Origin of the sequence: Streptomyces sp. Z423-1 (genome assembly GCF_013009255.1) — a bacterium.
In the GTDB taxonomy this organism is placed as follows: Bacteria; Actinomycetota; Actinomycetes; order Streptomycetales; family Streptomycetaceae; genus Streptomyces; species Streptomyces gossypiisoli.
Window position 1 is genome coordinate 4,333,681 of record NZ_CP053109.1, and the last position, 17,187, is coordinate 4,350,867.

The 17,187-nt window shown below is 70.9% G+C and carries 18 protein-coding genes, 1 tRNA gene and 1 pseudogene; 8 read left to right on the plus strand and 12 right to left on the minus strand.

Features of this window, described 5'->3' with window-relative positions:
• Entirely contained in the window at positions 1-663 is a 663-nt protein-coding gene (locus HJD23_RS19320; RefSeq protein ID WP_171115766.1) for a hypothetical protein, read from the minus strand.
• A 555-nt stretch (positions 664-1,218) separates the two neighbouring features.
• Between HJD23_RS19320 and HJD23_RS19325 the strand changes: the two are divergent.
• Positions 1,219-1,548 (plus strand): annotated as a pseudogene (locus HJD23_RS19325) (4-hydroxy-2-oxovalerate aldolase); the annotation flags it as partial.
• Between the two features lie 544 nt (positions 1,549-2,092).
• On the opposite strand, the gene HJD23_RS19330 reads toward HJD23_RS19325, so the two are convergent.
• Positions 2,093-2,581, minus strand: a complete 489-nt coding sequence (locus tag HJD23_RS19330; RefSeq protein WP_240980751.1) for a MarR family transcriptional regulator — start codon at positions 2,579-2,581, stop codon at positions 2,093-2,095.
• A gap of 194 nt (positions 2,582-2,775) precedes the next feature.
• Between HJD23_RS19330 and HJD23_RS19335 the strand changes: the two genes are divergently transcribed.
• The 3 genes from HJD23_RS19335 to HJD23_RS19345 all read left to right on the plus strand — a co-directional run bounded on the left by HJD23_RS19335 (position 2,776) and on the right by HJD23_RS19345 (position 4,006).
• Positions 2,776-3,417 carry an NAD(P)H-dependent oxidoreductase gene (locus HJD23_RS19335; protein WP_171115768.1) on the plus strand — a complete coding sequence of 214 codons (642 nt, stop codon included), beginning with the start codon at positions 2,776-2,778 and terminating at the stop codon, positions 3,415-3,417.
• A 107-nt stretch (positions 3,418-3,524) separates the two neighbouring features.
• On the plus strand, positions 3,525-3,830 hold the full coding sequence (locus HJD23_RS19340) for a hypothetical protein (protein WP_171115770.1): 306 nt from the start codon (positions 3,525-3,527) through the stop codon (positions 3,828-3,830).
• Between the two features lie 35 nt (positions 3,831-3,865).
• Positions 3,866-4,006 carry a hypothetical protein gene (locus tag HJD23_RS19345; protein WP_171115772.1) on the plus strand — a complete coding sequence of 47 codons (141 nt, stop codon included), beginning with the start codon at positions 3,866-3,868 and terminating at the stop codon, positions 4,004-4,006.
• A 231-nt stretch (positions 4,007-4,237) separates the two neighbouring features.
• Here HJD23_RS19345 and HJD23_RS19350 read toward each other — a convergent pair.
• A tRNA-Gly gene (locus HJD23_RS19350) sits at positions 4,238-4,308 on the minus strand.
• A 530-nt stretch (positions 4,309-4,838) separates the two neighbouring features.
• Between HJD23_RS19350 and dcd the strand changes: the two genes are divergently transcribed.
• The gene (dcd, locus tag HJD23_RS19355) at positions 4,839-5,414 is read left to right on the plus strand and encodes a dCTP deaminase (RefSeq protein ID WP_171115774.1); all 576 of its coding nucleotides are present in this window, start codon (positions 4,839-4,841) and stop codon (positions 5,412-5,414) included.
• A gap of 33 nt (positions 5,415-5,447) precedes the next feature.
• Positions 5,448-5,945: a phosphoribosyltransferase gene (locus tag HJD23_RS19360; RefSeq protein ID WP_171115776.1), complete on the plus strand. Its 498-nt coding sequence runs from the start codon at positions 5,448-5,450 to the stop codon at positions 5,943-5,945.
• A 141-nt stretch (positions 5,946-6,086) separates the two neighbouring features.
• Here the strand turns inward: HJD23_RS19360 and HJD23_RS19365 are convergent, their stop codons facing one another.
• Positions 6,087-7,088: a Yip1 family protein gene (locus HJD23_RS19365; protein WP_171115778.1), complete on the minus strand. Its 1,002-nt coding sequence runs from the start codon at positions 7,086-7,088 to the stop codon at positions 6,087-6,089.
• A 208-nt stretch (positions 7,089-7,296) separates the two neighbouring features.
• Here HJD23_RS19365 and HJD23_RS19370 point away from each other — a divergent pair, with 208 nt between their 5' ends.
• Positions 7,297-7,638 (plus strand): antibiotic biosynthesis monooxygenase, encoded by a 342-nt coding sequence (locus tag HJD23_RS19370; protein WP_171115780.1) that lies wholly within the window; start codon positions 7,297-7,299, stop codon positions 7,636-7,638.
• A 175-nt stretch (positions 7,639-7,813) separates the two neighbouring features.
• On the plus strand, positions 7,814-8,551 hold the full coding sequence (locus tag HJD23_RS19375; protein ID WP_240980752.1) for a flavodoxin family protein: 738 nt from the start codon (positions 7,814-7,816) through the stop codon (positions 8,549-8,551).
• A 74-nt stretch (positions 8,552-8,625) separates the two neighbouring features.
• On the opposite strand, the gene HJD23_RS19380 is transcribed toward HJD23_RS19375, so the two are convergent.
• The 8 genes from HJD23_RS19380 to HJD23_RS19415 form a co-directional block, all read right to left on the minus strand.
• Complete coding sequence (locus HJD23_RS19380) at positions 8,626-9,348, minus strand: zinc ribbon domain-containing protein (protein WP_240980753.1); 723 nt, start codon at positions 9,346-9,348, stop codon at positions 8,626-8,628.
• A gap of 1,090 nt (positions 9,349-10,438) precedes the next feature.
• A complete protein-coding gene (locus HJD23_RS19385; protein WP_171117318.1) occupies positions 10,439-11,002 on the minus strand; it encodes a phage tail protein in 564 nt (187 codons plus the stop codon).
• Between the two features lie 101 nt (positions 11,003-11,103).
• Positions 11,104-13,065 (minus strand): putative baseplate assembly protein, encoded by a 1,962-nt coding sequence (locus tag HJD23_RS19390; protein WP_171117316.1) that lies wholly within the window; start codon positions 13,063-13,065, stop codon positions 11,104-11,106.
• Positions 13,065-13,487 (minus strand): GPW/gp25 family protein, encoded by a 423-nt coding sequence (locus HJD23_RS19395; protein WP_171117314.1) that lies wholly within the window; start codon positions 13,485-13,487, stop codon positions 13,065-13,067. Before HJD23_RS19395 ends, HJD23_RS19390 begins: the two co-directional genes overlap by 1 nt.
• Positions 13,488-13,769: 282 nt before the next feature.
• Positions 13,770-14,111 carry a PAAR domain-containing protein gene (locus HJD23_RS19400; RefSeq protein ID WP_171117312.1) on the minus strand — a complete coding sequence of 114 codons (342 nt, stop codon included), beginning with the start codon at positions 14,109-14,111 and terminating at the stop codon, positions 13,770-13,772.
• A 34-nt stretch (positions 14,112-14,145) separates the two neighbouring features.
• Positions 14,146-15,969: a VgrG-related protein gene (locus HJD23_RS19405; RefSeq protein ID WP_171117310.1), complete on the minus strand. Its 1,824-nt coding sequence runs from the start codon at positions 15,967-15,969 to the stop codon at positions 14,146-14,148.
• Positions 15,966-16,688 carry a LysM peptidoglycan-binding domain-containing protein gene (locus HJD23_RS19410; protein ID WP_171117308.1) on the minus strand — a complete coding sequence of 241 codons (723 nt, stop codon included), beginning with the start codon at positions 16,686-16,688 and terminating at the stop codon, positions 15,966-15,968. Before HJD23_RS19410 ends, HJD23_RS19405 begins: the two co-directional genes overlap by 4 nt.
• A gap of 52 nt (positions 16,689-16,740) precedes the next feature.
• Positions 16,741-17,166: a phage tail protein gene (locus tag HJD23_RS19415; RefSeq protein WP_171117306.1), complete on the minus strand. Its 426-nt coding sequence runs from the start codon at positions 17,164-17,166 to the stop codon at positions 16,741-16,743.
• Positions 17,167-17,187: the final 21 nt, after the last annotated feature.

Sequence of the window (17,187 nt, forward strand, 5' to 3'; positions counted from 1 at the left end):
TCAGTCGTCCCGGGCGGAGCGGCGTGCCGTGAGCACCTCGCGGGCCGCGTGGCCGCTCACCGCTGAGAGCTGTGCCGGATTGCCGACGCGTGATCTGAGGTGGGACCGGCGGATGCAGAACTCCGCTGCTGTCGCGGGGCGATGAAGGCGGTGGCGGCAGCCGTGGCGAGGACCAGCCCCGCCGCGACGCAGAAGGCGTTCCGTGCGCCGGTCAGCGCGGCGCTCCCGTGCGCGTGCGCGCCGGACGCAGTGGTGCGAAAGAAGACGCTGCCGAGCAGGGCGACGCCGAGGGTGCCGCCGAGTTGCTGGACGGCGTTGAGCAGTCCGGCCGCCGAGCCGGTCTCGTGCGGGCGGACGTGGCAGGGCGGTGGTGAAGAACGGTACGGCGTACAGGCCCTGTCCGAGGCCGGCCACCGCCAGCGCCGGGAGCAGCGGCCACGGGTAGGCGCCGGGTCGGCCGGTGGCGTACACCATCGCCGCGGCCGCGGTGCCGGCGAGCAGGGCCAGCAGGCCGGCGGACATGACGCGGGCGCCGTACCGCGGTACGAGCCAGGCGCCGGCGGCCCAGGACGACAGGGCCATCGCGACCGACCACGGCAGCAGGGTGAGGCCCGCTGTCAGCGCGTCGCTGTGCAGCCCCACTTGCAGTTGCACCGCGATCACCGGCATCAGAGTTGACCGCGGCGAAGAAGAGCACGGATGCCGTCAGTGCGGCGGGAAAGCCGATCCCGCGGAAGAGGCTCGGTTCGACCAGCGGGCTGCGGCCGCATCGCCCGCGCCACCGCTGGTGGAGTGGGATCGAATCCTTGCCGGGGGGTGACGGGCTCTGCCGTGTAGTGCTGTTCTGCCTGATCAGCGCCACACGGCACAGGAGGGCGAACCAGCGTGTGACGGCTCGTCCCACACCGTCCGCTCATGCATCGCTCACGCATGTGGGGCGTTCTTATGCAACAGTCGTGCCGGGCCCAGAGGCCAGCGGCCCTCTTCCAGGACCGCGAAAAAGACAGAAGAAGACAATGGGTGGCGGCGAGCGCCCGCCATGACCCCGCATCCCGCCCGGATCGACGGACCGAGGAGCGACGTTACGGGGGGCCGCGTCTGCATCCGCGGGCTGAGCGACGTACATCCGTCGATGTACGTTCCGACGGCGGCCGTCAGCCCGTGATCTCCGCCCCTCCGACACAGGCGGCCCGTACGACGTCGGCGGACAGCGTGTTCGCCGGTCAGGGGGCAGGCGCGGGCAACTGTCCCCTGGAGGCTTTCGTCGCGGTGGCCGACCTGATGGGCCGGGAGCACGCCTGCGACCTGTTCCCGCTGATGTACGCCGCCGACGATCTCGTACGTCCGCTGCAGGACCGCGAGGTACGGGTGGACCGCGAGACGCTCAGCCTCGGCTACGCAGGCGTGTACTCCAGCTTCCTGCGCCACGCCGAGACCGCCGCCGCGCGCTACGGCCTGGACACCCGCAGCATCCTCGTCGAGGCCGGCAGGCGGCGCATGGTCGGCGGCCAGGAGGACATGATCACCGACATCGCGTTGGATCTGGCCGGCGCGGGAGGCCGGACGGGGTGTGACCTTGCTGAGGTGATGGGCGACGGAGTCGAGGATTTCGTCGGGGGTCCTGGTCCTGGTCCTGGTGAAGGGCCGGGCCGCGGGTTGTCGCTCCAGGTGTCGATCCACGACGTGACCTCGATCAGCGAATGAGACGGGGAATCAGCCGGTGAGCGTTGGTGGCGGTCAAGCCTCGCCACGTGGTGCCGTCGATCGGGCCGGCGGCATCGAAGGACGCGGCATGTGCCTCGACGGCTGCGGCAGGAGTCCAGCAGTAGTCACTGCCGAGGAGCAGCCGTGAAGGGTCGGCCAGACCCAGCAGAGCGGGGAGCTGGCGAGGGAAGGGAGTACCAGCCGTGTCGTAGTACAGACGTCGAAGCTGGGCCACGGCGTCAGGAGCCCCGGAACCTTGGCCGGACAAGAACAGTCGCATGAAGGCGTCAATACGGTCGGCCAGCGCAGGCAGAGTGCCACCACAGTGCGGGACGCCCACCGAATTCCGCCGCCTGTCTCAAGGATGAGTGCCGCCGTCTACGATATCTCAGTCTTTGAGAGTGCCCCGCTGAGCGGTGAGCGCGACCCGGGTCAGGAGGTCTCGGAACTGGGCCCGCTGTTCGTCGTTCAACTCCGCGAGCAGCCGTTCTTCGGCGGCCGCGACATCAGTTCGCATGCGCAGCAGTTGCGATCGGCCTTCGTCCGACAGGATCACGTGGCGGGCCCGCCGGTCCTGCGGGTTCGGGCGTCGCGACAGCAGACCCTGCCCCTCCAGGTCGTCGAGAAGGTAGGTCATCACCGTCCGGTCGAGACCGACCTGGCCGGCCAGTTCGAGTTGCGTGGGGGGTTTGTCCCCGGCCTCGGCCAATGCCACGAGCACCAGGTAGGCGCGTGATCCTCCGGGCAGGGTCTCCGAGGCGTCGGCCGCGGCGCGCCGAAGCGCCCCCGAGATCATGCGAATGGCCCAGACCAGGTCGTTGTCCAGGGCGAGGCACTTGGCGCTGCTGTTCGCTCGGTCGCGGGGTTCGGAGGGCATCCCGTCACCATAGCACTTTTCTACATCAAGGCAGATAGTCTGGATTGCAGAACATCTTCCCGGCATAGCATCTCGGGGCGTGTTCGGTGCCGGTGTCGGGGCGCAATGTTATCCAGAGCATCTTTCTTGCGAGCAGATGTTCTGCCATGCATACTATCTGCACCACAGCAGGACTACTCGGAGGTACCGGCACCATGAAGCTGTTCCGTCTCGACGCGAGCATCCGTACCGAAGGATCGGTGAGCCGCGCCCTCGCCGACACCGCCGAGCAGGCGTGGCTCGCCCAGCACCCGGGCGGCGTCGTGATCCGGCGCGACCTCGGGGTCCAGCCGCTGCCCGGGGACGCGTGGACGGCGCTCGCCCATGAAGTCGTCAACCCGGCCGCACCGGCCCCGCGCGAGGCGCACGAGCTCCTCGACCGTCTCGGCGTGGAACTGCTTGAGGCCGACGCGTTCCTGTTCGCCGTGCCGATGTACAACTGGAATGTCCCGGAACAGGTGAAGACCTGGATCGACCTGATCCTGAAGCACCCCCAGGTGGGGATACACGGTGACCGGCCGCTCCAGGGCAAGCCGGCGCTCCTGACGCTGAGCCGGGGCGGCGGCTACGGGCCCGGCTCCCCCAAGGAGGGCTGGGACTACGCCACGCCCTACCTGCGCAGGATCCTGGCCGACGTCTTCGGCCTCGACCTGCAGATCGCCGAGGCGGAGCTGACCCACGCGTTCTGGAACCCGGAGATGGTGCACCTGCGAGGGCTGGCCGAAGAGTCGATGAAGACGGGGCACGAGCAGGCCGCCGAGCACGGGCTGCGGATCGCCAAGCTGATCAGGGCCTGACCACCCCCGGGTCTGTCCCGCAGATCACCGCGAGCCGCGCCCCCGCACCGATCTGCGAGACAGACCCGAGAGCGGTCATTCCCAAGGTGTTCCTGAAAGGACTGCACATGGGCGATGGAGTCGCAGTGCGGGAGACGGCCGGTCCGTCGTCGGTCATGCAGAAGGCGTTCGATCTGCTGGACGTGTTCCGTATCGGCCGCGTGCTGACCATCCATCTGTGCGTCCTGCGCGGCCCGGAGGTCGTCTACGTGGAGAAGCTGTACACGCCGCGGGCGCGGTTGTTTGCCACGGAGGTCGGGATGGCTCTGCCCGCTCCCATCCTGCGCACGGTCAAGGCGGCCGGCCCGCCCCCGTCCGCCGCTCGGACCGGCGCGACCCGCCGCGCCAGGACACGCAACCTGCCGGCGGGGTAGACCACGAACCGCTCAGGCACAGCAGAGATCCGGGCATGACCAACTCCAGCCTCGGCGCGCATCTCGCCTTCGGCTGCCGACCGGACCGTGCGATGACCGCAACGGTGGGCCCCTCGCCGGTCCCCGCTCCCGGCACACCCCCGCACGTGGTAGTGCGGATCTCCGCACCACCCTGAACTACCGCTTTGTGTATGCGACTTCACCGACTCCCCACCAGCTAGTGGTGCAGGTCACAGAATATGGGTCTCACCATTCGAGACGATCGACTGACGCATCGTCGGAAAGCACCTTCCGGCGCTCCTCCTGGTGCGCATTCGCGCGACTTAGGGCACGCGGAGGGCACGGAGCCCTAAAAATGGTCTAGACAACCAATAAACCCCAGGCCGCTGACCTGGGGTTTCTCTCTGAGCGGGTGACGAGAATCGAACTCGCGCTCTCAGCTTGGGAAGCTGATGTTCTACCATTAAACTACACCCGCGTAAGACGCCGACCTAGATCGGTGTCCGAACGCTCGCTTACTGTACCTCATCGCAGGCCCCCGGTGCTCACACCGCGGGGCCTGCCGTTGTTCGGGGGGTGGGATGCGGGCTGCGGGGAGCGGGAGTTGGGGCGTACGGTGAAGGGGTGGGAGAGGGGCTGGGCGGGGTCGGAGTGCCGCCTGGAGGGGCGTCCTATTCATCCCGTAATGTGGCCTTCCTCGTCCGGGCATCAGCCAGACGCGGCTCTTTGGGGAAGGGACTTCAGGACTTGATGGAGCGCACCGTCGTCCGTTGTGCCGATGGGCACGTGTTCACCACCGCTTCGTTCCCGATGCAGCAGGCCGAGCGCCTCGGCCCTGGTCGGCTTCTCCGCTGTCCGCGATGCGCGCGCTTGCGCAGCGTCGTGCCGGTGAGTCTGCAGAAGCGGTAGCAAAAAGAGGAAGAGAGCAGAGGAGAGACTGGTCTCGCCGTGGGCGCGTGGAGTCGTCGCGATTGTGGTGGCTCCGCGCGTCTTGCGTATCCTCGGGGCGTGCTTCTCTCTGACAAGGACATCCGGGCCGAGATCGACGCCGGGCGGGTACGGATCGATCCCTACGACGAATCCATGGTGCAGCCGTCGAGCATCGACGTGCGGCTGGATCGGTATTTCCGGGTGTTCGAGAACCACCGGTACCCGCACATCGACCCCTCCATCGAGCAGGCCGACCTGACGCGGCTGGTCGAGCCCGAGGGCGACGAGCCGTTCATCCTGCACCCCGGTGAGTTCGTGCTCGCCTCGACGTACGAGGTCATCACGCTGCCCGACGATCTCGCCTCCCGCCTGGAGGGCAAGAGCTCCCTCGGCCGGCTCGGGCTCGTCACCCACTCCACCGCCGGGTTCATCGACCCGGGCTTCTCCGGGCACGTGACCCTGGAGCTGTCCAACCTCGCGACGCTCCCCATCAAGCTCTGGCCCGGCATGAAGATCGGCCAGCTGTGCATGTTCCGGCTCAGCTCGCCCGCCGAGTTCCCGTACGGGAGTGAGCGGTACGGGTCGCGGTACCAGGGGCAGCGCGGGCCCACCGCCTCCCGGTCCTTCGTCAACTTCCATCGGACCCAGGTCTGAGGCCCCTCGACTGACGTGAGTGACATCAGCGACATGAGTGACCTACGAGAGAACCTGACCTACGAGCAGTTCGGCGTCGCCGTCCGCGAGCTCGCGCAGGCTGTCGCCGACGACGGGTACGAGCCCGACATAGTGCTCAGCATCGCCCGTGGCGGGGTGTTCGTGGCCGGTGGGCTCGCCTACGCCCTCGACTGCAAGAACATTCATCTGGTGAATGTGGAGTTTTATACGGGCGTGGGGACCACCCTCGAAATGCCCGTCATGCTTGCTCCCGTCCCCAACGTCGTCGACTTCTCCGACAAGAAGATCCTCATCGCCGACGATGTCGCCGATACCGGCAAGACGCTCAAGCTCGTCCGCGACTTCTGCCTCGACGCCGTCGCCGAGGTGCGCTCCGCCGTGATCTATGAGAAGTCCCACTCCCTCGTGCAGTGCGAGTACGTCTGGAAGCGCACCGACGAGTGGATCAACTTCCCGTGGTCCGTTCAGCCGCCCGTCGTGCGGCGTGCCGGGCAGGTGCTCGACGCCTGAGGCGTCGGGACAGACGTACGACGTATAAGGACAGGCGTATCAGGACGGACGTATCAGGACAGCGGCGAAAGGGCCCCGGCGGTATCGCCGGGGCCCTTTCCATGAGCGAAGAGAAGAAGTCGTGGAGACGCGAGACGCGGACTACACCGTGCCCAGCTTCACGATCGACAGCAGCGCTATCAGCTGGATCGCCGACGCGCCCAGCGCCTTCGGCCACGGCAGGTCGTGCGACTTGGACACCATCAGGGTCAGGAGGGCGCCGCCCGCGACCCACGTGGCCCAGCCGAGGATCTGGACGAAGGGGGCGTCGCCGCCCATGAACATCGCGACCAGCAGACGGGGAGCGTCCGTGATGGACATGATCAGCATGGAGAGGCCGACCGTCGGCTGCCACGCCCCGTCGCCGCCCAGCTGGCGGGCCAGGGTGTGCGTGACCACGCCCAGGATGAACGCGCTGAGCACCATCGCGACGGCCGTCGTCAGGACGATCGGGATGGCGTTGGAGAGGGTGGCGTTGATCGCGTCCTCGCGGGCGCCGTCGAAGCCGAAGACCGCGAGCAGGCCGTAGAGGAAGGTCACGATGAGGGCGGGACCCCACATCGTGTAGTCGCGCATCTGGAGGAACGTCTGCTGGGGGGCCAGGACGATGCCCCTCAGCAGGTCCTTCCAGTGCAGCCGCGGGCCGACCGGGGCGGCCGGGGCCGAGCCGGCGCGGTAGGTGCCGCCCTGGCTGTACGGGTCCTCGCCGACCGCGAAGGCCTGCGTGTGACCCGGGTTGTTCGCGGCGTACGGGTCCGGCCCGCCCTGCTGGTACGCGCCGTCGTCGCCGAAGTACTCGGGCTCGCCGCCGCCCGGACCGCCGTAACCGCCGTTCGTCTGCGGCCAGGGGGCGTTCCCCGCGTTCCCATAGCTCTGCTGCCCGGGGTACGGGTGCGGCTGCGGGGCCTGGGGGTAGCCGTACGACGGCCCCTGCGGCGCCTGCTGTCCGTGCGGGGGGTGTTGCGGTCGCGTGTGCGGGGCGCGGTCGTTCCGGCCGCCGCGTCCGATCCTGAATCCAGCCACGTCATCGAACGTACCTGGTCTCGGAGAGCGGTGGGCCGGGCCCCGGGTTCCGGACCCGGCTTTGCGGCCGAGCTGTGACATCCCTTACGGAGATCCCCTGTTGATCCCTTACGGGGTCCCCGGCTGACCCCTTACGGGTCCCCCATTGACCCCTTACGGAGATCCCCCGTTGCCCCCTACGGGCTTGCCGGCACATCCGCTGCGGCATCCCTACGGGTGCACGGCACCGGCGCCCTGCGCGGGCCGGTCCGGGACGTCGTACGCGCGGAAAAGCGGGCAGGATGGAGCCATGAGCGTAGTCAAGATCAATGTGCTGACCGTGCCCGCCGAGCAGCGGGAGGTTCTGGAGAAGCGGTTCGCCTCCCGGGCGCACGCCGTGGAGAGTTCCGACGGCTTCGAGTGGTTCGAGCTCCTGCGCCCGGTCGACGGCACCGACAACTACCTGGTCTACACCCGGTGGCGGGACGAGGAGTCCTTCCAGGCCTGGATGGAGGGCCCGATGAAGGCGGCCCACCAGGGCGCCGGTGAAGGGGCGGGCGGGGAGCGCCCCAAGCCCGCGGCCTCGGGCTCGACCCTCTGGTCCTTCGAGGTGATCCAGCAGGCGGCTCCGAAGGGTCCGAAGGGCGAATAGGCCTGCGGAGCAGGTCAAGGTCCGCGGCAGGCTCCGGCCTGTCGCGGCCGTTCGGCTGTCGGGGTGGTTACCGGGGACCGGTGGTGGCGCAGCCGTCGGGACGGCCGCCGCGCCAGCGACGATGGAGGCGTTGAGACACCGCGAAGGCGCGGTGGCACGTACCCCCGGAGAGCCCGTGACCGACCTCTCACCGATCGCCGACGCACCGCCCGCGCACTACGACGACCTGCGCGCCCTCGTCTTCAACTGCACGCTCAAGCGGTCACCGGAGAGCAGTAACACCCAGGGGCTCATCGACCGCAGCGTGCGCATCATGGCGGCTCAGGGCGTCCAGGTCGACGTCGTGCGCGCCGTCGACCACGACATCGCCACCGGAGTGTGGCCGGACATGACCGAACACGGCTGGCAGAGCGATGCCTGGCCCGCGCTGTACGAGAAGGTCATGGCGGCGGACATCCTGGTGCTGGCGGGGCCGATCTGGCTCGGCGACAACAGCTCGGTCACCAAGCAGGTGATCGAACGCCTCTACGCCTGCTCCAGCCTCCTCAACGACTCGGGGCAGTACGCCTACTACGGGCGGGTCGGCGGCTGCCTGATCACCGGGAACGAGGACGGCGTCAAACACTGCGCCATGAACGTCCTCTACAGCCTCCAGCACCTCGGTTACACCGTCCCCCCGCAGGCCGACGCCGGCTGGATCGGCGAAGCCGGTCCCGGTCCCTCCTACCTCGATCCCGGCTCGGGCGGCCCGGAGAACGACTTCACCAACCGCAACACCACGTTCATGACCTGGAACCTGCTGCATCTGGCGCGCCTCCTCAAGGACGCGGGAGGCATCCCCGTCTACGGCAACCAGCGCACCGCCTGGGACGCCGGCTGCCGCCACGACTACGAGAACCCGGAGCACCGCTGAGGACCGAGTTCATCGTGGACGGCGGTGTCCTCGCCGGTGCGCCCACCGTCCCGTCCCCCGCCGGGTGAGGGCTGTCAGCTTCGCTGGAAGAACTCGACCTCCGCCAGGGCCAGATGACGGCCCGGGGTCAGGCCGACGGGTGAGCGCAGGACCAGGCGGACCGTCCGCACGTCGCTGATACCGGTGGGGATCGTCTGTGCGCCCGGTTTGTCGCTGAGGGTGAGTTCCTTGTGGAGCTTCTCGCCGTTCTGCGTCGTCACCTCCATGTCCAGTTGGAGCGCGCGTGCCTGACGGGCGTAGTCCTCCGGCTTCGCGGACGCGCCGTTGGTGATGATCAGGTCGACCAGCCGGAACGGCTTGCGGAAGGTGTACGTCACCGAGGCGCCCGGCGCGGGCGCGCCCCAGTAGCGGTTGCTCAGCCCGTCCGTCGTGTTCGTCGCCGGGTGCCGGGCGACCTCGGCGCTCGCCTCGATGTCCGCCGGGGTCACGGGCTTGGCCTTGCCCAGTTTGTCCCGGGTGTCCTCGAACAGGGCGCGTCCGGCCGGGAGCAGCAGGAGACCGGCCGCGCACAGCGCCACCACCACGCCCAGGATCACCAGCAGTCGCACCGCCCGGCCCGAACTCGCCCGCACCCGGCGCCGGAACGGCCACACGGTCCGCCACCACGGCAACGGCTCCCGCTTCGCCGCGGGACTCAGCTCGGCCGCGCAGCGCCGGCAGAACCGGCGACCCGGTGGGTTGGGCGTACCGCAGACGGGGCAGGGCGCCCCCGCAACGTCGTCCTCCGGCACCGCCACGGGCCGCACGACGGGGCGGGGGGCCACCGGCTTGGCGGGGCGGACGGGGACGGGGTCTGGTGTCGGTGGGGTGGGGGTGGGGGTGGGAGTGGTGGCCGGGAGCCGGGGGGCGGGGGCGTTGTGGTTGGTCGGTGGGTCGGGGGTGGGGGCGGCGGGGGGTCGGGGGCCGGGCGCGTTGCGGTCGGTCGGTGGGTTAGAGGTAGGGGTGGGTGCGTTGCGGTTGGTCGGCGCATTGGGAGTAGGGGCGGGCGCGTTGCGGTCGGTCGGTGGGTTAGGGGTAGGAGCGGGCGCATTGCGGTCGATCGACGCACGGGGAGTGGCGGCGGCCTGAGGCCGGGGGCCCGGCGCGTCGGGGTCAGTCGAAGCATCGGGGATGCGGGCGGCGGGCGCGTCGCGGTCGGTCGGCGCAACGGGGGTAGGGGCGGCGGGCGCGTTGCGGTCGGTCGGCGCACGGGGAGTGGGGGCGGACGGGGATTGCGGTGGTCGTGTTCCCGTTGCGGGTCCGGCGGGTTCTGGCCCTGGAGTCCCATCGGGGGTTTCGTCGTCGCCGGTGGTCGTACCGTGCGCGGGGGCGGCGGGCTCGGTGCGGGCGTCGTCGGTGCCGGGATGGGGCCCAGGGCTCGTGGTCTCCACCTGGCCTGGGCGCCGCGTCGCGCCGCGGCCGCGGCTGCGGCCCGTCAGCCGGGTGCGCAGTGCCGAGGCGCGGCCGGGCGTCGCGGCGGACGCCGGCGCCGCAGGCGCGGCCGCCGGGGTGGCGTCCGGTGTCGCCGGTGGCTGCGACGGTGTGCTCCGTGCTGACGGCCCCTCGCGCTCCGAGGGCGCGCTGAACGGCGGCGCACTGAAGGCCGACGCTTCCCCGGGCTCCAAGGGCGCGCTGCGTGCCGACGGTTCCCCGGCCTCCGACGGCGTGCCCGGGGCCGCGCGCTCCCGGGACTCTGCCGGTGCACCCGGGGCCGCGCGCTCCCCGGACTCTGCCGATGCGCCCGCCGCCGGTGTCGTATCGGACCACCCCAGATACGCCCCGCAGTTGCCGCAGAAGTCGTCCCCGGGGCCGTTGGACGCCCCGCACGCGGGACACGTGCGCATGGCGTCACCTCCCTTCGTCGGCGGGCGGGCCGGGCAGGACCTCCACCCGACAGACGGTGTGCACCGGGCACATGGCCCGGACGATCTCGCGGACCCGCACCGGGTCCACGCGCTGCTCGCTGCCCGGCCACACCCGGACCAGCGTTTCGGCGGCAGGCTCCGGCGGCAGGTCGGCACCGGCGGTGCGCGACCACACCGCGCCGCCGTCCCCGGTCACCTCCGCGTGCACGCCGAGCGCGAGCCGCAGGGCCTCGACCATGCCGCGCCTGGTACCGCGCCACCGGTGCAGCTCCACCGCGCGGACGACCGCCTCGCGGCGCTGCTGCACGGGCCACTGCGGGTCGTCGGCGGCACCTACCCAGGACGCCAGCCAGGCCAGGAAGTCGGTCGGCGTCACCCGGGGGTCGAGGTAGGCGGTGAGGTTGTCGAGCGTCGCGAACACCGGGGCGAGGACGGTGTCGAGACCGGCGGTGAAGCGCTGCGCGAAGTCGTCGTCGGCGTACAGGGCGGGGAGCTGCTCGCCGATCGGGTGGCGGCTGGGCAGACCGGGTACGGCGGCGCGGCTCATCGCCGTACCTCCGGCTCTACGACGGCACGGCTCATCCCCGCACCTCCAACTCCACGGCGGCGCGGCTCATCGCCGTACCTCCGGCTCTACGGCGGCGCGGCTCATCCCCGCACCCCCGGCTCGACCGCCGTCACGACCACCTGGTGCTGGTGCGAGAAGACCAGCGCGCCCGCGGTCAGGTCGATGCGGTCCGTCGGGGCTCCCCGGCGGCCGGTGATCGGGTCGGCGGGGAACAGGCGGATCTCCTCCACCAGGGCGTTGCCGGTGGCGCGTTGCAGGACGCCGAAGATCTCCCCGTACTGGACCGGACGGCCGAAGGGCCAGCCGGTGCCGTCCGGGCCGCCGCTCAGCGGGTTGAGGTGGCGGAACAGCGCGTCGAGCGCGGCGTCGCGCACGCGGTCGGTGTCGCCCGGGGCCGCCGCGAGCCGGGCCACCACGGTGACGCCCTGGTAGACCGGCGGCTCCACCACGAGGCGGGTGCCGATCAGGCGTCGCTCGTCGAGGCTCGCGGTGATGGCCTGCAGTACCTGGTCGGAGGGGATCAGTTGCTCGAAGCGGAGCCGGTCGTCGCCCTCGTCGGCCACCGCGTCCGGGACGACGAGGACGCGTACCGCGCCCGCGCCTTCCGCGGCGGGCAGACAGCGGACCCGGCGTACCGAGGGTGCGGCCTGGCGGCTGATGATCTCGTAGTCCTCGGCGGTCACCGCGCGCTCCTGCATGCGCAGCACGTCCGGCGCCCGCAGCTTGGCGTTCTCCACCGTCTCGCCCGCGACGCCGCCGCGTGCCGCCTCCCGGTTGGTGACCTGCGCGACGTACGGAACGGAGCTGAGCAGCACGGAGATGGCGCCGCGGGCGACGTTGCCCGCCGGCCCGCCGCCGGTGCGGTAGCGGGCCACCCGTATCCGGGCGCCCTTGGGCGGTACGGCGCCGCACTGCCGCAGTGTGCCGTCCGGCTCGCGCAGCACCGGGGGGAAGCCGAACTCGCCGGTCGTGGCGTCCACGCGGACGTGCCGGTCGTCGGGGCCGGAGCGGCCGAAGTGGTCCACCACGTCCCAGCGTTGCCAGCCGTCGGCCGAGGACACCTCCACCAGCGGGGGCTCGCCGTCGAGGAGGACCGGCGGACGGGCGAGCCGGAACGTCTGCCCGGCGACCCCCTCCGAGGTGCCGAGCGGTACGTCGGTCACGGTCTCGGCATGCTCGACGGACATGGTGCCGCCGACGGTGAACACCGCCGCCTCGCGCACCGTCGGGGACTCCGAGTAGAACGGCTGGCCGGGCTCCGCCTGGGTGACCCGGCAGCGCAGCCAGCCCGCCCGGGTCCCGCCGATCACCGACGCCGTGTGTCCGGCCGGTACGTGCACGATGACCTCGCCGGGCCGGTTCAGCCCGCCGGTGGTGTCGGTGCCGGTCTCGCACACCCGCCAGCCGCCGCCGTCCCACGCCTCCCACACCAGCGGGGGCTGGCGCGGGTCCACGCCGACGCCCTCCACGCGGCTGTCCAGGCGCACCGCGACGATGCAGCGCGGGACCGCGGTCGGCAGGCCGAACAGCAGCGCGTCGCCCGGCTCCGGAGCCGCCTGGAAGCAGCGGATGTCGTGGCCCTCGGCGAGCGTGCCGGTCACGTCAGTCTGCTCACCGGTCCGGGGCGCGGTCACCAGGCGGGTCAACTCGCTGGGTACGATGCGCAGTTCGTCCGTGGTGGCGAACACCACGGGCTCGTCGCTCTCGCCGCCCGCGGTGGTCACCTCGGTGCCCGCGGGCAACGCGACCGTGTCGGGCTGCGGCGCCGACAGCCAGAAGTCGACGTCGGCGGAGGCCGCGGCGGGCGGGAACAGGCGGATGCCCAGCAGGTCCAGGAACGCGGTGTAGTTCTTGTCCGGGACCCGGTTCAGCCGGTACAGCAGCTGGTCCACCATGTAGGCGAACGTCTCGATCAGGGTGACGCCCGGGTCGGAGACGTTGTGGTCGGTCCACTCCGGGGTGCGCTGCTGCACGTACCGCTTCGCCTCGTCGACGAGTTGCTGGAACCGTCGGTCGTCCAGGTTGGGGGAGGGCAGGGCCATCAGTCCGCGACCAGTTCCTCGGCCCCCTCCTCGGAGGGGATCGTGTAGAAGGGAAAGACCAGGTTGCGCCGGTCGTTGGTGGAACGCAGCGTGTAGTGCACGTCGATGTAGAGGGTGCCGTCCTCGACGGCGTCGAAGGCGACGACCACGTCGTCCACCGCGATCCGCGGCTCCCACCGCTCCAGTGCCTCGCGCACCTGCTGTGCGATACGTCCGGCGGTGGCGCCGTCGCCGGGGGCGAAGACGTAGTCGTGGATGCCGCAGCCGAACTCGGGGCGCATGGGGCGCTCACCGGGCGCGGTGCCGAGGACCAGGCGGATCGCCTCCTCGATCTCCCGCTCCCGCTCGACCATGGCGACCCCACCGGTCGGCCCGACCCGCAGCGGGAACGCCCAGCCACGGCCGATGAACCGCTCGCTCATCACACACCCCCGATCAGCACGTCCGGGTCACCGATCAGGACCACGGCCCCGCACGCCGGACGCCCGCCCCGCAACCGGAGCAGAGAGCCGCGCCGAACGAACCACGCACTCATCACACACCCCCGATCAGCACGTCCGGGTCGCCGATCAGAATCACGGTCCCGCACGCGGCACGCCCGCCCCGCAACCGGAGCAGAGAGCCGCGCCGAACGAACCGCCCGCTCATCACACACCCCCGGTCAGGACGATCACGGTGCCGCGCAGGATCGGGGTGCTGCCTCATCACACACCCCCGATCAGCACGTTCGGGGCGCCGTTCACGATCATCGCGCCGCATGTCGTCCGGTCGCGTGCCCGTGCGGCCGGCAAGCCGCCGATGAGGACCTGGCCCTTGGCGAGCGCGGTCGGGTCGGGCTTGATCACGTTGGTCGGTCCGAGGGCCGCGTGCTGTGGGATCGGGCAGGTGATCACGCTGCCCACGCCGCTGACCACGGTGGTGGCGACGGCGGCGGGGCGGCCGCCGATCAGCACGCGCGCCACCGCCTGAGCGGCGGGGCCGGGCGGCGGCATGGCGATCACACCGCCGTGGTTGGTGGGGTCACCGGTACGGGCTGCGGCTGGCATACGGCGCTCCTTGCGGCAGGTGAGGGACTGAGGATCAGTTGATCTTGATGAGCTTGGCCTTGAGGACGCCGAGCAGACCGCCGTCGACGGTGACGCCCGAACTGCCGCTGATGTTCACGTCACGGCCGCCGATCGTCACCCCGACCCTGCCCTGGATGTCCACGTTCCGGCCGGACACGCTCACGTCACCGCGCCCCGCGTCCAGGGTGATGCCCTTCTTGTCGAGCACGACGGAGCTGAGCGGGCTGCTGCCCTTCCTGGCGTACACCGTCAGCTCGATCCGGCCCCGCCGCTGGTCGAGACGTACTTCGAGACGCTCGTCGGCGCTCACGAGCCGGACCCCCGACAGGCCCGGAGCCCTCGCGTCCAGCAGCTCCATCCGGTGCCCCGAACGCGACACGAAGGAGCGGCGGTTGACCTTGCCGGTGGTCTTGTCGATCAGCGGGACGTCGTGCGGCGACGGCTTGTCGACGCCGTTGTAGAGGCCGCCGATGACGTACGGGCTGTCCAGCAAGCCCTGTTCGAAGCCGACCAGGACCTCGTCGTTGACCTCCGGACTCACCACTCCCCCGCCGCCCTTGCCGCCCCACTGCACGGTGCGTACCCAGTCGGTGGTGTACGTGTCGTCCAGCCAGGGGAACGTCAGCTTCACCGCGCCGTTCTCGGCGCCGCCGGGCTCGCGTACGTCCGTCACCACGCCGATCGCCAGGCCCGGCATGCGCGGGCCACGGGCGGGTGCGTTGGCGCCGGTCACCAGGCCGGTCAGGGAGCGGTCGGGGCTGGCGCTGACCCACACCGTCGTGCGGTATCCGCCGTGCGGTTCGAGGACGTGCTGCACCGCCGTCGCCGTATAGCGGCCCGAGAACGCCTGCCCGACGTTGCCGAGCGCCACGGGCTTGCCCGCCCGCAGCAGCGGGTTGCCCTCGGCCACCGCCTCCAGCTCCCCGAAGCCCGCGCCGACCTGATCGGCCACCGCGTCCGCGACCGCCTTCGTCTCGGCCTGGGTGCGGTACGGGGTGTCGGTGACGGTCAGCTTCGAGGACGTGCCGAACCGGGCGGCCAGCGCCGGGCTCAGACCCGGCACCACCGTGTCGCTGTTCACCGACGGCATCCTGGCCACCAGCGGCCGCTTCGTGGTGACGTCCCAGCCGCGCACCTCGACCTGCTGCGCACCGTCCGCGGCCGACAGGGAGGCCCGTAGCGCCAGCAGGTTGCGCCCGTACTCCAGCACCATCGGGTTCCGGGTGGCCGAGGTCGACGGCGCGGGTGCGCCGGACGCCTTCTGCGGCTTGGTGAACTGCAGCAGCCCCTTGTCGTCGACGCGCACCTGCGCGCCGCTCTCGGCCGCCAGGAACTGCAGGAACTCCCAGTCGGACACGTTCGCCTGCGACAACTGCTGGTAGGTGACCGGCGCGGCCTGCACGGTCCCGCAGGCCAGCCCCGCCCCGGCGGCCACCTTGCGGACAATGGCCGACGCCGTCATGTTCCGGTACGCCACCACCTTCCGGCCCCGCTGCAGACGGTGGGCCTTGGAGTAGGCGCGCACCACCGTGAACGAGCCCGTGCGGTCCCGGTCCACCTCCAGGGCGGTCACCTCGCCGTTGAACAGCCGCTCGCGGGCCTGCCCGGTCACGGTCACCACCGAGACCTTCAGCGGGGTGCCGATGGTGATGCCGGTCTTCCTCAGGAACTCGTGGTCGGGGTCGCGGAAGGTGAGCACCGCCGCGTCCGGCAGGCCCACGTTCTCGTCGACCACACAGCTCACCAGCTGGGCGGCCCAGGCCGGTGGAAGTTCGCCGGGCGCCTCCACGATGGGGTCCGCCGCGAACGACCGGCCGTCCCGTGCCCCCGCTGTCACTGCTCCTCCTCAGCGCCCGCGTCGCTCAGTGCCGGCACCACGAGTTCGGTGCCGGGTACGAGCGTCATCGGGTCGTCGATGTCGTTCGCCTCCGCGATGACCCGCCAGGCCGTCGCGTCGCCGTATTCCTGCCAGGCCAGCAGGGCCAGGCTGTCGCCCGCGACGACGAGGTGCGTACTGCGGGCGGTGCGGGCGCCGGACGTCGGGTTCTGGCCCGCCGGGCCGACGCTTGCCTCCTCGATGGACAGTTGGCAGGTGGCCCGGAGCGGCTTGCCGTCCACGTCGAACAGCGTGTACGTCACGGACAGGCTGGAGAGCACCCCGTCGAACGACGTCGTCCGCGCGGTGCCCCACTCGAACCGCACCCACGGGCTGGCCGGTTTCTTGCGGCCCAGGCTGGCCTTGGTCGGCACGCAGGCCTTCATCAGCTTCTCCACCGCCTGCTCCACGGAGTTGTCGTGCTTGGCGGTGGCGTCCAGGAACACCTCCAGGCTCAGCTCGCGCGGGCCGCTGCCGACGAACTCGGGCAGCGCCGACTCCTCCGCCATCCGGGACGGGGAGCGCCGCCACTCGGTGGTCTTGCGCAGCTCCAGGGTGGAGGGGTTGAACTGGAGGTTGATCCGCGCGAGCGTCCCGCCGGGCTTCGCGCCGACCGAGGCGGGGGGCTCCTTCAGGGTCAGCTGGGCCCTGGCCCGACTGGTGCGGGACGCTGGGGACATGCCGGGACTTCCTTTCCGGGACGATCACGTGCGCGGGGTTCATGAGAGTGGGTCAGGAAGGACGCAGCCCCTCGTGGGCGATCTCCAGGGTCTCCACGGCGGCCTGGGAGCTGCTGGGGTCGAAGGACGGGCCCTGCCAGCGCACCGGCACGATCCCGAACACCTGCCAGCTGATGATCCGGGTCAGGTCCGGTTTCAGCGCCACGATCTCGCCGTCCTTGGGCTCCACCCGCTTCAGCGTCTCGTCGAGCCAGCGGCCGATCTTCGCCGTGTCGGCGGTGACCGGCCGGGTGAGCGTGATGTTCGACCAGGTCACACGCCCGGGCAGATTCCAGGTGAAGCCGTTGTTGCCGCCCTCGGCGTAGGTCTCGATCTCGACCTCGGCGCCCATGCCGGAGCAGGTGTGGAAGGCGCCCAGGTCGTTGCCGCCGATCGCGAGCCGGAAGAACACGCTGGTCGCGAAGATGTTGTCCGTCATTCGTCCGTCATCCGTTCCGTG

What these genes read in the sequence shown, in the direction of transcription:
- HJD23_RS19330 (WP_240980751.1), bottom strand. Translation starts at nt 2,581, where the DNA reads ATGCCCTCCGAACCCCGCGACCGAGCGAACAGCAGCGCCAAGTGCCTC.
- HJD23_RS19335 (WP_171115768.1), top strand. Translation starts at nt 2,776, where the DNA reads ATGAAGCTGTTCCGTCTCGACGCGAGCATCCGTACCGAAGGATCGGTG.
- HJD23_RS19340 (WP_171115770.1), top strand. Translation starts at nt 3,525, where the DNA reads ATGGGCGATGGAGTCGCAGTGCGGGAGACGGCCGGTCCGTCGTCGGTC.
- HJD23_RS19345 (WP_171115772.1), top strand. Translation starts at nt 3,866, where the DNA reads ATGACCAACTCCAGCCTCGGCGCGCATCTCGCCTTCGGCTGCCGACCG.
- HJD23_RS19360 (WP_171115776.1), top strand. Translation starts at nt 5,448, where the DNA reads ATGAGTGACCTACGAGAGAACCTGACCTACGAGCAGTTCGGCGTCGCC.
- HJD23_RS19365 (WP_171115778.1), bottom strand. Translation starts at nt 7,088, where the DNA reads ATGTCACAGCTCGGCCGCAAAGCCGGGTCCGGAACCCGGGGCCCGGCC.
- HJD23_RS19370 (WP_171115780.1), top strand. Translation starts at nt 7,297, where the DNA reads ATGAGCGTAGTCAAGATCAATGTGCTGACCGTGCCCGCCGAGCAGCGG.
- HJD23_RS19385 (WP_171117318.1), bottom strand. Translation starts at nt 11,002, where the DNA reads ATGAGCCGCGCCGCCGTACCCGGTCTGCCCAGCCGCCACCCGATCGGC.
- HJD23_RS19390 (WP_171117316.1), bottom strand. Translation starts at nt 13,065, where the DNA reads ATGGCCCTGCCCTCCCCCAACCTGGACGACCGACGGTTCCAGCAACTC.
- HJD23_RS19395 (WP_171117314.1), bottom strand. Translation starts at nt 13,487, where the DNA reads ATGAGCGAGCGGTTCATCGGCCGTGGCTGGGCGTTCCCGCTGCGGGTC.
- HJD23_RS19400 (WP_171117312.1), bottom strand. Translation starts at nt 14,111, where the DNA reads ATGCCAGCCGCAGCCCGTACCGGTGACCCCACCAACCACGGCGGTGTG.
- HJD23_RS19410 (WP_171117308.1), bottom strand. Translation starts at nt 16,688, where the DNA reads ATGTCCCCAGCGTCCCGCACCAGTCGGGCCAGGGCCCAGCTGACCCTG.
- HJD23_RS19415 (WP_171117306.1), bottom strand. Translation starts at nt 17,166, where the DNA reads ATGACGGACAACATCTTCGCGACCAGCGTGTTCTTCCGGCTCGCGATC.